10 protein-coding genes are annotated in these 13617 nt (G+C 73.1%); all 10 read right to left on the reverse strand.

Features of this window, described 5'->3' with window-relative positions; translation table 11 throughout:
• Positions 1-229: 229 nt before the first annotated feature.
• The 10 genes from WBG79_RS11115 to WBG79_RS11160 are packed head-to-tail and all read right to left on the reverse strand — an operon-like array spanning position 230 to position 13531.
• Positions 230-2482 (reverse strand): hypothetical protein, encoded by a 2253-nt coding sequence (locus tag WBG79_RS11115; protein WP_337357172.1) that lies wholly within the window; start codon positions 2480-2482, stop codon positions 230-232.
• The gene (locus tag WBG79_RS11120) at positions 2479-3753 is read right to left on the reverse strand and encodes a glycosyltransferase (RefSeq protein ID WP_337357173.1); all 1275 of its coding nucleotides are present in this window, start codon (positions 3751-3753) and stop codon (positions 2479-2481) included. Before WBG79_RS11120 ends, WBG79_RS11115 begins: the two co-directional genes overlap by 4 nt.
• Positions 3750-4640, reverse strand: a complete 891-nt coding sequence (locus WBG79_RS11125) for a glycosyltransferase family 2 protein (protein ID WP_337357174.1) — start codon at positions 4638-4640, stop codon at positions 3750-3752. The genes WBG79_RS11120 and WBG79_RS11125 overlap by 4 nt, the downstream gene beginning before the upstream one ends.
• A 34-nt stretch (positions 4641-4674) precedes the next feature.
• Positions 4675-5559: a polysaccharide pyruvyl transferase family protein gene (locus WBG79_RS11130; protein ID WP_337357175.1), complete on the reverse strand. Its 885-nt coding sequence runs from the start codon at positions 5557-5559 to the stop codon at positions 4675-4677.
• Between the two features lie 27 nt (positions 5560-5586).
• Positions 5587-7176 (reverse strand): lipopolysaccharide biosynthesis protein, encoded by a 1590-nt coding sequence (locus WBG79_RS11135; RefSeq protein WP_337357927.1) that lies wholly within the window; start codon positions 7174-7176, stop codon positions 5587-5589.
• Entirely contained in the window at positions 7079-8308 is a 1230-nt protein-coding gene (locus WBG79_RS11140) for a glycosyltransferase family 4 protein (protein ID WP_337357176.1), read from the reverse strand. Before WBG79_RS11140 ends, WBG79_RS11135 begins: the two co-directional genes overlap by 98 nt.
• A gap of 12 nt (positions 8309-8320) precedes the next feature.
• Positions 8321-9733 (reverse strand): hypothetical protein, encoded by a 1413-nt coding sequence (locus tag WBG79_RS11145; protein ID WP_337357177.1) that lies wholly within the window; start codon positions 9731-9733, stop codon positions 8321-8323.
• On the reverse strand, positions 9727-10776 hold the full coding sequence (locus WBG79_RS11150; protein WP_337357178.1) for an NAD-dependent epimerase/dehydratase family protein: 1050 nt from the start codon (positions 10774-10776) through the stop codon (positions 9727-9729). Before WBG79_RS11150 ends, WBG79_RS11145 begins: the two co-directional genes overlap by 7 nt.
• On the reverse strand, positions 10773-12437 hold the full coding sequence (locus WBG79_RS11155) for an FAD-dependent oxidoreductase (protein WP_337357179.1): 1665 nt from the start codon (positions 12435-12437) through the stop codon (positions 10773-10775). Before WBG79_RS11155 ends, WBG79_RS11150 begins: the two co-directional genes overlap by 4 nt.
• Positions 12434-13531, reverse strand: coding sequence for a glycosyltransferase family 4 protein (locus tag WBG79_RS11160; protein ID WP_337357180.1), 1098 nt, complete (start codon positions 13529-13531; stop codon positions 12434-12436). The genes WBG79_RS11155 and WBG79_RS11160 overlap by 4 nt, the downstream gene beginning before the upstream one ends.
• Positions 13532-13617 lie beyond the last annotated feature (86 nt).

The raw sequence follows: 13617 nt of genomic DNA on the forward strand, positions 1-13617 counted from the left end.
CGACTCCTTGTCTAGACGGATTACTACCGTAACGGAAGCTATAGTGCAACCTTCACAGTGATCAATCATTACTCACCTGAAGATCTAAGGATGCTGCATGTCTCGGCAGAACAGCCAAGAATGGTGGTATCTCGCATAGTGGATAACTTTTACGTGTAACCTGTTCGACCGCCTGCCTCGGCGGCCCGCGCCTCGAGGGGGCTGCCGGGTCCCGGCCGCCATCGAGGCGTCAAGGCGTGGCCGCGCAGTCGGCACCCGCCACGCGGGTGATCTCGAAATACGTCGAAGGCCCTGTTGGTAGCCGCGCCGTGTCGATGTCCGCTTCCGTCCGCCCCTGCCGGTCCGTCAGGGCCACGGGTGCGGTGCGCCGTCCGTCCGGCCCGAGCGCGAAGGCCCGCCAGCAGCCGCCGTCCCCGGTGCGGCCCGCCAGCGCGACCCGCACCACCCCGGCCCGGACGAGGATCGGCGCGGTGCCGACCGCCACCAGTTCGGACCGGCCCGGCCCGGCGAAGCGGGCGCCCGTGTTGATTGCATCGGTGGCGTAAATCAGGAGCAGGCGCCGCGCCGACGCCAGGTCCTCGCCGTCCAGGCCGATCAGGAAGGCCGACCCGTCCCCCTCCACGAGGTCCAGCATCGCGCCGCCGGCCTCGACCCGCCCGCCCGCGCGTCCGGCCACGCCGATACTGCGCGGCGTGACGACGGTCAGGATTCTGGACCGACGGTCGAGCCGGATTTCCCGCGTCCGGCTGACGAGGCGGCCGGACCCCAGGTCTGCCGGGACATCGGCCGGCAGGGCGCCTCGGGTCTGCAGCGCTTCGAGCAGTGTGCGCCCGCCCGCCTCGGCCTCGCCGAGGATCACGTCGGGTTCGCCGGCGGCGTTCGCTTCCGGAGCGTCGCCGCTCGCCGAGGCCCCATCCTCGACCAGCCGGATCCGCACCGGTCCGAGGAGCGCGACCAGCGACAGCGGCTCGGGAACGCCGCGCTGCGCGGCGGCCCCGAACGCCGTTTCCCGCCGGAAGCCGACGGTGACCGGCGCTCCGCCGTCCGTCGCCACGTCGCCCCGCCGGTACAGGAACGCGATCACGGTCTCGCTCGCCCGCAGCACCGGGTCGATGGCGACCTGCCCCGGCATGAGCTGCCGCGTCCGCTCCGACCGGCCCGGCGTCTCCAGCCCGACCGCGAGCGGCTCGCTGAACCGGCAAAGCGCGCTCCATCCGTGCAGCGCCGCATAGGCGCCCGCGACGGCCCCGAACTCGTGGCGGTGGCTGTTCCAGTAGGGATGCCCGATCTCGCTCACGATCAGCGGGGCGCCCGCGTGCTGGCCCCAGGCGAGCCGCCGGATGTAGCCGGCCGCCGTGTCGAGGGAGCTGGTGTCCTCCATCCGCCCGCCCGGCTCCAGCGAGGAATGCACGGTGTGGTACTCGTGCAGGTCGAGCGACGCCATCCGGCTCCGCCCGAGGTCCGAGTGCAGGCCGGTGTTGGTGTTGTAGGTCGCGACCGGGCCCCGGTAGCCGAGCCCCCGCAGGTGGGCCTCCTGTTCCCGGAAGAGGTCGAGTTCGAGCTCGGCCGTGAAGCGGTGGAAGTCGCGCGAGCGGGCGGACGTCTCCCGCCGGCCCGGCAGCGAGATCCGGCCGGCGGCCAGCGACTCCCCCTCCGGCAGCGCCCCCCAGGCCGCCCGCAAGGCCGCCTCGCTCCCGTATTGCCCCGCCAGCCACCGGGCGAAGGCGGGGCCGAGCGTCGCCTCGAAGCGCTCCGGCTTCATGACCAGGCGCTGGAAGTCGAGGCCGTTCTCGTTGGCCAGGTTGACCCCGGCGAGCGCGGGGTCGGCGAGCGTCGTGGCGCCCGTGTAGGGATTGACCCGATCGTGCAGCGTCTCGACCAGCCCGCGCCAGTGCGCGCGCGCCTCCGCGGACACGAAGGCCTCCGCGTGGCTGTGCGCGCCCACCCAGCGGTGCGGGAAAATGTTGCCGCGCGCGCCGTTCCACGAGCTCTGCAGGTCGACGATCCAGTAGAGGCCCGCCGCCTTGGCCTCCGCGAGGAAGTAGAAGTAGCGGTCGAGCAGGACGGGATCGTAGTCGAAGTCCGCGCGCCGCCCGCCCATCAGGACCGCATCGATGAAGTGGATGCGGACCGCGTCGTAGCCGCCGAGCTTCAGCTGCCGCACCAGCCTGGCCAGGGTCGGCTTGTCCGGCAGCCCGCCGGCCGGCGGCACGAAGGTGGCCTGGCTGCAGTTGAACCGCACCGGCCGGCCCGGCTCTCCGGCGAATTCGAGGAACCCGCCGCCCGCCGCCACCCGGACGGGCCCCTGGGCGCCGGCCGGCCCCGGCCGCGTCAGGCCCGAGAGGTCGAGCGGGCTGCCCGGCACGACCTCCAGGGACGCCGCCGGCATGGGGAGCCATTCCGCCGCTGCCGCGGCCACGGCGACGGCCGGCACGGCCAGCATCGCGGCCGCCGCCAGGGCGAGACGGACGACCGCCCTCACTCGCCCTGCACCGCCGCGACCGGACGGGCCCCGCCCGCCGCGCCCGCGGGCGCCCCGACGAGCGCCCGGTAGCGCGCCGCCAGCCGGGCGGCCATCGCGGGATAGCTCCGCTGCGCCAGCACATAGGCGGGCCCCGCCGCGCCCATGGCGCGCCGCATGTCCCCGTCGCCGAGGAGCCGCGCGGCCGCCGCCGCCAGCGTCTCCGGCTCGAAGGCGGTGCAAAGGCCCGCGCCGCTCTCCGCCAGGACGCGACTCTGGTCAGGATGCGCGTTGGCGACCACCGGCAGTCCCATCGCCAGGTATTCGACGAGCTTGGTCGGCGTTGTGGAGTCGAGCAGGGGATCGGGCGCCATGGGCGCGAGCGCCACCTCGGCTCGGGCCATGGCCGCCTGCGCCGCCGCGCTCGGCAACCAGCCGGTCCTGAGCACGTGGCCCTCCACCCCGCAGTCGCGGATGCGCGCGTCGAGCCAGGCCCGGTCCTCCGCCTCGATCGCGTCGCCGACGACGAGCAGGAAGGCGTCCGGCACCGTCCGCCGCAGGATCGCCAGGGTCTCGAACAGGACGTCGATCCGCCGCACCCGCTCGCAGGTGCCCAGATAGGCGATCACCCGCCGCCCCGCCAACGCGGCGTCGAGCGCCGGGTCGGCCGGCCCGGCCGGTCCGGTGAAGCGCTCCGGGTCCACGCACATGGGCACCGCCGTCATCCGCTCGCGCGCGATCCCGAGCGCGGCGACGTCGTCGAGCATGCGCTCGCTCTGGACGAAGACATGGTCCGCCCGCGGCAGGACGAAGCGGTAGAGCAGGTGCCGCCCGCCTGTTCCGCGCAGGCGCAGGAAGACATAGCGCGCGAGCCCGAGCGACAGCCCGTGCGTGCGCGCCACCGCCTCGGCGGCCTCCGCCATCGGGAAGGACATCCAGTAGAAGAAGGGGACCCCGAGCCGTCGGGCCTTCAGGAGCGCCAGGGCGGCCAGGAACGGCTTGTCGCGCACCTGCAGGGCGTCGCAATCGCCGCGGCCGAGCCGCGCCAGCACCCGGAGGCAGCCGGCCGCTTCCCCCATCTGCCGGCGAAGCCGCCCGCCGCGAGTCCGCAGGCCGATGAGCGCGCCCCCCGCCCACGGCGCCCCCGCCTCCGCCCCCTCCGGAACGACCGCCACGAGATCCGTCGCGACCCCTTCCGCCGGCAGCGCCTTGCCGAACAGCACCGCCACGTCCGGCCGGTAGGTCGGCCACCCGTCCGGGATGAACTGCAGGATGCGGAGGGGAGTGGTCATGGGCGCGCCTCCGCGACGGCCGCCGTCCGGGCGCCGGGGCGCAAGGCGGCCGCGCAGTAGCTCGCGAACCCGCCGAGGAGCGGGAGGAGGGAGGCCGCCTCGCCTTCGGCCCATAGCCAGCGGGCATGCCGGAGCATGGCCCGCGCCGCGATGGCGGAGTGCCCGGCGAAGACCAGGTGCTTGGCGAGCAGGGCGCCGTAGCCGCGCGCGTAAAGCCGCTTGTGCCGCCCGATCCCGTCGGGCTTGCGGCCATGGTGGTGGCGGACCGTCGGCGCGGCCAGGTAGCCCCCGCCGAAGCCGCGGCAGTTCAGGCGGTTGCAGAGGTCCGCGTCCTCCCCCGTGAAGGCCGCCCCGGCCCCGAACATCGGATCGAAGCCGCCGACCGCCAGGAAGGAACGCCGCCGCACCATGAGGTTGGCGCCCTGCACCAGGGAGGGAATGACCCACCCTCCCGGCGGCACACGGACCGGGACGCTGGACTCGTTGATCGTCAGGGGCGCGTCGGTCGGGTCGTGCAGGACGATGCGGCCGCCCGCGAAGTGCAGGTCCGGATCCGCGAAAAGGCGCCGGACCTCGTCGACGTGGTCGGGCTGGACGTAGCAGTCGTCGTCGACGAAGGACAGGACCTCACCGTCCGCCTGCCGCGCCCCCGCATTCCGGCCCGCACCGTTGCCCGGAGCCTCGCAGGGGACGAGCCGCGTCGGGACACCGGGATGCCGCGCCGCAAAAGCTTCCACGACCGCCGCCGTCCCGTCCGTCGAGCCGTTGTCGACGACGATCAGGTCCCACCGCACCGCCGACCGGATCGCCCCGACATGCTCCAGGGTCGTCCGAAGCCGCTCCGCGCGGTTGCGGGTGCACACGATCAGGGTCACGACCGGAGGCATGGCGGTTCAGCCCTTCGGGTGCCGGCTGCGGCGGTCATCCAGCGCGGCCGTAGGTCTTGAGGATCCGGCCGGCACTGGTCTCGAGCTTCTCCAGGGCGCGCTCGAGCGAGGCATCGGAGCTGAGCACCGGGTCCTGGCGGGAGAGCCGCTCGAGGCTGCGGGCGGCTCTGTCCTCGAGACGAGGATCGATCGCCGGCGCCGCCAGACGGGTCGCGGCCGCGATCAGGGACGCGCCCTTGCCGCCGGGCCTGAGCCAGATGCGCGCCTCTTCCGCCGAGGCGGGCGGTAGCCGGTGCTGAACCAGGTTCAGGTCGAGTGCAAGAGCCCAATCCTGCCACTTGAAATGATGCCGGCGATGGAACGGGAGGACGGCGAGCCAGGGGGTTCTGAGGGCATCAGCCACGATGGCGCCGTGCATCGCCTCGGCGATCACCATTTCGCAGGCCTGGATCATGTCGAGCACGCGCTCCACCGGCCAGCGCGGGTCGATGAAGGTCACGTTCGCCATCCCGCAGACCTTTGCCCAGTCCGCCCGCATCAGGCTCTCCCAGTGCGGGATGTAGCCGGCGCGGTATCGCTTTCCGGTCGGTTGCCTGAGGTGCCTGTTGGCCAGTATGGCGGTGTCGGCGGCGACGCACTCCGGCGGCAGTCCGAGAGCCTGCGCCGTCAGGGGGCCGCGCACACAGTGGACATCCCAGGTCGGGTCTAGGTCGGGCGGGGGAGTATAGCGGCCGTAGCCGGAGCCGAACACGACCTTCCGGGCGCGCCTAGGAAAGTCGTTGAACAGGACCGAACCGATCGCAAGGAGAATCTGGTCTTCGTTCTCGTCGAGCAGACCCGGCAGCACCTTCGGGATGAGCAGGCGGTTCAGTTCGTCGCCGAAGTTCGGGAACTCTCCCCGGAATGCGTAAAGCTTCATGTTCGCGGCTCGGGTCCGGTCATTCGGTCAGGGGGACGGAGAGCCCGGCCTGGCGAGACCGCCCGAAACCATGGTGCGGGCAACCCCGAAGACGATCGGTCCGGCTATGGCCGCCGCACCGCAAAGGCTCATCGCCAACGTGAGGACGGGGGAGAGACCTGTCTGCAGTCTCATGATCTGATCGGCCGCCAGCGCCGCCCCTCCGGCGGCAAGCAGGCCCGGGCCGAGGGCGCGGGCGTAGCCGGCGGGGCCGGGGGCGGAGACGGGGCGGGCGAGGCGGGCGCCGAGGAGGAGGAGGACGAGGCCGCGGACGGGCTGGAGGGCCGCCACCCCGAGGAGGCCCCACCAGGTCCCGGCGGTGGTCAGCGCCACCGTCGAGGCGAGGCTCGCGAGGCTCAAGAGGACGGCGTTCCGCTTCGCCCCGTTCGCCAGCAGGAGGCAGTTGAAGTAGACGACCACCGTGCCGAGGATCGGCAGCAGGCAGAGGAGCTGCATGGCCGGCACGGCGGGCGCCCATTGCGGGCCGAAAAGGAGCGGCATGTGCAAGGGCGCGGTCGCCGCCGCGACGGCGATCGCGGGGGCGGCGAGGAGGGTCGTGCCGGAGAGGAGCCGCCGGTGCAGCGCCGTCGTCCGCGCGAGGTCGCCCGCGCAGGCGACGAAGTGCTGGAACGCCACCGTGTAGATGATCCCGTTCGTCATCTCGGCGATCAGCTGCGTGATGCGCACCGCCACCGCGTAGTAGCCGAGCGTGACCGGGCCGAGGATCGAGCCGACGATCACGAGGTCGATCCGCTGGCTGGTCGCGTCGAGCAGCCGGCTCGCCAGGACGCTGCCGCCGAAGGCGATCGCCTCCCGGCCGAGCGCGTAGCGGAAGCGGAGCCGCGGGCGGAACCCGCTCAGCCGGAACGCCAGCGCGACCCTGAGCACGATCTCGAAGAGCTGCTTGGCGACGAGGCACCAGACCCCGAAGCCGGCGAGCGCCAGCCCGATCCCCACCGCGCCGCCCGCAAGCGATACCATCAGGGTGCGCACCGCCAACTGGTCGAAGCGGAACCCCCGCCGGAGCAACGCCTCCGGCACGCGCTCCATGGCCGAGAGCGGCACCACCAGCGCCAACCAGGCCGTGATGGCGGCGGCGTCCGGCCGCCGGAGAAGCGCCTCGCCGGCCAGGAGCCCCCCGGCGGCCACCACCGCCCCGACCAGCGCCCCCAGCCCGACCTGCGTCCAGAAGACGGAACTCTCCTCCTCCGCCGTCGTGGCCGGCTGCCGCACGATCCATTCCCCGAGCGCCCCTTCCGCGAAGGTCTGCGCGAAGAACAGGAAGGCCCCCACATAGGCGAGCGCCCCGATGTCGGCGGGCGGCAGCAGCCGCGACAGCACGACGAAGACGAGCAGCGACGTCAGCCTCTCGCCCCAGGTCCGCAGGGCGGACCAGGCGAAGTGCCGGAAAATGGAGGCGGAGGCGGTCAGGGGCTCGGATGTCGCGGCTGAATGGACAAGGCTTCGGGGGAACGGCAGGTCAGGACGCGGGCGCCGGTACGCGCGCCGGCCGCCCGGATGCTTGCATTGCGTCCTTGACCAGGGCCTGGAAGGCCGTCTCGCTTCTGATCCAGAGATAGGCGGCTCCGTCCCGCGCGGCGGATTCGGCGAGCCGCCGCCGCTGCGGACCGAGCGCGGCGAAGCGCAGGATGGCTGCCGCGAAGTGGTCGGCGTCGTAGTCGAACACCAGCCCGTTCTCGCCGTCCCGAACATAGGCCGTGTGGGTCCGGATCCGGCTCGCCAGCACCGGCACGCCCGCCACCAGGAACTCGAAGAGCTTGGTCGGGGGATTGAATCGCCAGTACGGCCTGTCCTCCCAAAGACAGATTCCGCCGTCCGCCTCCGCGATCCGGTCGGGCACCGCGGAGATCGGGATGCGCCCCTCCACCGAGACCGCCCCGCCCAGGCCCAGCTCTTCGATCCGGGTCCGGCAATAGTCGATCTGGTCGGAACTCGCCCCGATCAGATCCAGCCGGACGTCGACACCCCGGCTGCGCGCGCGCGCCAACCCTTCCAGCATGACATCCCGGCCTCGCTCCGGCGCGACCGTGCCGGCGTAGAGCAACCGGATCGGCGACCCGGCGTCGCCGCGGGCGGCCCGCCGCCCCGGCCTTGCGCCAAAAGCCTCGACCACGCCCATCGGTACGACCGGGCAGCGGTCGCCGGGCACGCCGTGGTCCATCAGGTCGTCCCGCATCATCGCGCTGATCGGCATGGCGAAGCGCGCCCGTCGCGCCCCCGCGAAGCAGAGGCGCCGGGCGGCGTCCTTGGCGAATTGCTTCAGCCGTCCGGCACGGGATTCGAAGATGTGCAGCGGGTGCTCGTTCCAGTAGACGAGCGCCGGGGTGCCGGGGATCAGGAGCGGCAGCATGGAGACCTGGGTGCCGAGGCAGACGACCACCCGCGGCCGGGCGCGCCGGACGATGCGGGCGGCGGCGGCGAGATAGCGGACGATGCCGGCGAGCGACTCGCTGGGATTGTCGATCACCTGCTGCACGAAGGGGATGTCCCGGAATTCCGGCAGTTCGGCGATGTCCTGGCGGGACACGAGCAGGACGCGCCCCAGGCCGGCGAGGCTCGCCACGCGCTGCGCGAAGTCCCCGAAGCCGACCTGATGGGGATAGAAGTAGGTGACGACGACGATGTCGGTCTCCGTCGGGGCGCCGGGCAGGGGCCGCGGGGTCGGGGAGGCGGGGCAGGGGTGCGACATCGTCCGGACGGTTCAGGCCCTGAGAAGGCTCGCGACCGGCACCGCCGCGGGGACGCGTCGCCGCGCCCGGGACGGGAGAGAGGTCAGGAACACGAGGGCCATCAGGAACGCTACGAGGAGTTGTTCGGACGGGCGGTCCGTGAAGTAGCGATTGTAGATGCAGGACAGCAGCGGATAGAGGCCGACCGCGTAGAAGGTCATCAGGGAACCGCCGAGGTCCGCGTTGGCCTTCTGCCCGGCCAGCCGGTAGAGCGCCGCCGGGATCGCCGCCAGGAAGGCGAGGAACAGGGCGGCGCCGATCACCCCGCTGTCCCACAGGAGCTGCGTCAACATGGTGGAGGCCACGTCGATGCCCTCGAAGAGCGCCGCGGTCCGCCCGTTCGCGATCGTGCTGTCGGCCCGCGTCGACCCCGCGCCGTTGCCGAGCAGCATGACGACCGGATCCTTCGTCGCCGACGACCACCAGACCGCCAGGGATGCCCCCCGGCTGACCTCGCCGGTGTCGTAATTGATGTAGTCGTCCTCGAAGAAGTAGCCCAGGAACTGCTCCAGGCGAGTCCCCTCTCGCGTGAAATACTGGTCGTTCTGCGACCAGTAGCTGTTCTCGTAGACCGCCATCCCGATCGCCGAGAAGAGCAGGACGGGCAGGGCGAGCATGGGCAGCAGGAGCGGGTTCTTCAGGATCAGCCTCTGGTTCGCCAGGACCAGCAGGACAGGCAGAAAGAGGAAGACCGCCTTCACCTCGCCGAGGAGGATGTTCGCCGTCGCCACCCCGCAGACGAGGCCGAGAGACGCCGCGCCGAGCCGCCCGCGCCGGAAAAGATCGATCGCGACCAGGATCGAGATGATGGAGGCGAGCATCAGGCTGGCGTTCGACCCCCCGCCGTTCATGTTGCCGCCGAACGTGCCCACGATCGCGTCGAAGGACGACACCCCGCGCGTCGGCGCGACGAAGAAGTGCTGGTGCGCCGCGAAGGGAAACTGCAGGAACGGTAGCGCCAGGAAGAATCGCTCCGCCCCGGCGATCAGCCGCTCCGCGCTGCCGACCGCGATGAAGGCGAAGGTGGCCAGGAACATCGGCACATAGATCTTCAAACCGACCGCCAGGCCGCCGGCGCCGTTGAAGTTGGCGAGCGACACGACGACGAGGTAGACGACGAAGAGCCCGTAGAGGAAGAAGCAGGCCGGGATGTCGCCTCGCCGCAGCCCGCGGCTGCCGAGGATGTCGAGGAGGCCGAGCGCGCCGAAGCCGGCGGCCGAGAGGAAGGACAGCCAGAGTATGGCCCGGTTGTCGAGGTAGTACTCCCCGAGGCCGACCACGACCGTCACCACCGCGACCAGGGCCAGGCAGCGCAGCGACGGCGGCGCGATCAGCATCAGGAACCCGAGCACAGGGACCAGGACGGCGGCAGCCGCGATCAGCACGGACCCGACCCCCTGCCCAGGGACGCGTCCGGCCGGGGCGTCCCCGGCAGCCTGTCCCGGCCGGGCGTGGGGCTCGGACGGCCCTGCTGGAGCATCCCGGCCGCGATGGCGTCGATCGCCGCCTCCCAGGCGACGGCCTCGCCCCGGACCAGATCCCGCGCCCGCGCGGCGTCGTAGCGCACGCGGCGGCCGAAGAGCCCGGCGAGCCCGGGGGTGATCGGCGGCGGCACGGCGTCGGCCCGACCGACCCGGCGCGCCGCGATTTCGGCCGCCCGCAGCACCGGCGCGGCGAGCGCCCGCTCGAGCGCCAGCCGCCGCGGTGTGATCCGTTCGACCGGCACGGCGCCGAGCCGGCGTGCGAAATGCATGAGGTACCGGTTCCAGGTCGGCGGGTCCTCCGGCGCCAGGTTGTAGACCCGGTGCGCCGGGGCCGGCTCCTCCAGCGCCGCCAGCACCGCCGCCGCAACCGTGTCCACGTGGACGAGGTTGCAGAAGCCGTCGCCCGACGCGCCGAGGTCGCCGAGCCGGCGCGCCTGCAGGAGCCGGGCGATGCGCGTCACCCAGAGCGGCGACCCCGGTCCGTAGACGAGGGCCGGCCGCAGGATCACCGCATCGAGGCCGCGCCCGCGGGCGGCCGCCACGATCCCCTCGCAGCGCGCCTTGGCGCCGCCGTAGCGATCGTGGGCTGCGAGCGGCGCGTCCTCGCCGACAAGGCCCGTCTCGGCGCCGTAGACCGCGATGCTGCTGATATGCACGACGCGCGTCGCCTCGCCCGCCAGGGCGCTCTCGCAGACCGCATGGGTCGCCTCCGCCATGCTGCGCGGATCGGCCATCACGCAGTTGACCACCGCGTCCGCGCCGTCGACGGCCGCCGCCACCGCCGCACGGTCGGTGGCGTCGACGGAGAGGACCTCGCCGGCTCGCAAGCCGCCGGCGCGTCGCGGATCCCGGACCGCGGCCACGGCCCGGTGCCCCGAAGCGGCCGCTCGCTCGATCACCGCCCGGCCGATGAAGCCGGCGGCGCCCAGCACGACGATCCTCATGCGGCCACCCGCGGCAGTCCGGCGAGATGGTCCGCGAGGCGCAGCGCCAGGGCCACGATGGTCAGGGTCGGGTTGGCCTGGCCCGAGGTCGGGAACACGGCCGAACTGGCGACATAGAGGTTGGCGAGGCCGAACACCCGGCAGTCCGCGTCGACCACGCCCCGCTCCGGCGTGTCCGCCATGCGGGCGGTGCCGATATGGTGGCCACCGAAGGCCCCGTCCCGCAGCATGTCGGCCTCGACGGCCTCCGGATCGAACGTGAGGTCCGCCAGGCCGCGCGCCGCCAGGTCCTCGCCGAGTGCCCCGATGGCGGTCCGCACCGTCGCGATGTCGACGGGCAGATACCGCCAGTCGACGCGCACCCGGGGCATGCCGAACGGGTCCGTGCGCGTCGAGAGCGTCACCCGGCTGTCGCGGTTAGGGGCCTGCTCGGAATGAACGTCGATCGTGTAGGCCCCGTTCTGCGGCTGCACGACGAGCGAGGGGAACTTGCGCGCCGCGAAGGTGCGCCGCCGTGCCCAGCCGGCGAGGAACCGCCCGACCTCGACGCCCTCGCCGAGAACGTTCAGCGCGTGCCGCACCGCCAGCCGGGCCGTGAGGGGCGTCCCCCCGTGCAGCCGCTTCGCGTATTCGTAGCCGATGAAGGGCCGCGCCAGGTAGATGAGGGAGAGGATCCCGCGCCCGTGGGCCGGATCGGGCAGCCGGGGATGGTGCAGGCGCAGCACGATGTTGCCGACCCTGAGCCGCCGCTGCGCCTCGGGGGCGAGGTGCAGCCGGCGGCGCACGTAGACGCCGTCCCAGGTCCGCGCATAGCCGTTGTCGATGCCCGCGCCGCGTGGCTTGAAGCGGACATCGGCCGTGGATCCGGCGATGTGGCACATGTAGGTGCGCCCGACCCAGTCCCGGGCGTTGCCGATGCCGCGCGGGTCGTATCGCCGCGAGGCGAGGAGAAGGCGCGGCACCTCGAGCCCCCCCGTGGCGAGCACCACCCGGGCGGCCGCCAGCGTGAAGGCTTTGCCCGCCAGGGTGCGGATCTCCAGGTGGTCGACGCGGGTCCCGTCGGGGCTGGTCACGATTTCGGTGACGTTGGCGTCGAGCAGCACCTTGAGCCGCGGGTTCTCCGCCAGGCGCCCGGCCCAGCGGCGGCCGAAGTCGGTCGGGCAGCTGAACCGCTCCAGGTTGCCCTGGTCGAACACCTCGGACCGGTACCCCTCGATCATCGGCGACATGCCGCCATCGACCGCCGTCTCGGGCCGGTAGTCGCAGTCGCCCGCCTCCGCGAGCGCCAGCGCGTCGGGATAGTAGGCGGCCACCGTTTCGTAACGGATCGGCCAGCCGCTGTAGGGGATCCAGTCTCGCGCCTCGAAGTCGATCGGGTCGAGCGGCACGCAGCGCCCGCCCCAGGTGGCGGTCGACCCGCCGAGCACCCGGTGCCGGTAGTGGTCCGTCGGGCTGTGCAGAGCGGGGGCCGCCACCTCGCCGGCATAGAGCCCCTGGGCGGCGCTCGACCGGCGCCGGCCGCCGGCTTCCAGGAGCACCACGTCGAGGCCCCGACCTTCCAGTCGCAGCGCGAGGGCGATGCCCGCCGCCCCGCCGCCGACGATGCAGACGTCCGCCCGCAGCCGCGCCCCGCTCGGGAGCGTGTCGATGGAGGCGATCACGACGCCGCGCCCCGGTCCTTGCGGTCGGCCGCCTCGAGGCCGAAGCTGCGGTAGATCGCGAAAAGCGCGCCCAGGAAGGCGTCGATCGAGAAGCGCCGCTCGTAGAGCCGCCGGCCCGCCGCCGCGACATCCTCGCGCAAGGCGCGGTCGCGGATCGCCGCGTCGAGGGCGCGCGCCAGGCTGTCCCTGTCGCCCGGCCGGCAGAAGAGCGCCGTGTCGCCGTCCGTCAGGACTTCCGGGATGCTGCCGACCGGGGTGCAGACCACCGCCGCCCCGGATCCGAGCGCCTCCAGGATGACGAGCGGCAGCCCCTCGTCGTAGGAGGGCAGCACCAGCACGTCCGCGCAGCCGAGAAGCCGGCGTGCCGCGTCCTGGTCGACCCAGCCCTCGAACGAGACCCGGCCCGCGACGCCGAGTTTCTCGGCCAGCGTCCGATAGCGGGCGACGTCGCCCCCGCCCGCGAAGGCGAGCCGCCAGTCGGGCAGGGCCGGGTCGAGGCTCGCCGCCGCAGCGATCAGGTCGGAGACGCCCTTGCGCTCGAGCAGGTTGCCGAGGAAGAGCAGGCGCACGGGCTCGCCCGCCGACGCGCGGTCGCGCCGGTCCGCGGCGTCCACCGGAACGCCGTTCCAGAGGACGTCGACCCGATCCGCCGGGACGCCCAACTCGACGACCACCCACGCCCGCCAGGCCTCGCCGAGGACGGCCACCCGCGTCGCCGCCCGGAACGGCAGCCGGATGAGCGCGCGGAGCAGGCGGCCGCCGCGCGCGTAGGCGTGGTGCAGCTCGACGGCGTGGAGATGCAAGAGCGCCGGCCCGCCGACGAGCCGGGTGGCGAGCACGACGGCGCCCTTGCGCGCCGCGCTCGCCTTGTCTCCGAAGTTCACGTGCACCAGCCCCAGCCGGCCGGTGAACCGCGCCGCCCAGATCAGCGCGATGGCGCGCAGCGTGAGGAGCAGCGACCGGACGAAGCCGCCGTCGTCGCGCGTCACCAGGGGCACGATCCGCAGGCCGGCGTACCGGCCGGCGCCGTGCTGGACGATATAGTCCTTCACCCGCCCCATTCCGCCGCCGGACTGCCCGTCGGGCGCGACCACGAAGCAGATCCGCTCCGCGGCGTGGCCCGGGGCGACGCCCCGCCCGGCCGGGCGCTGTCCTCGACGGGGCTCGGGGCCCCCCCGGG

The organism is Prosthecomicrobium sp. N25 (genome assembly GCF_037203705.1).
In the GTDB taxonomy this organism is placed as follows: domain Bacteria; phylum Pseudomonadota; class Alphaproteobacteria; order Rhizobiales; family Ancalomicrobiaceae; genus Prosthecodimorpha.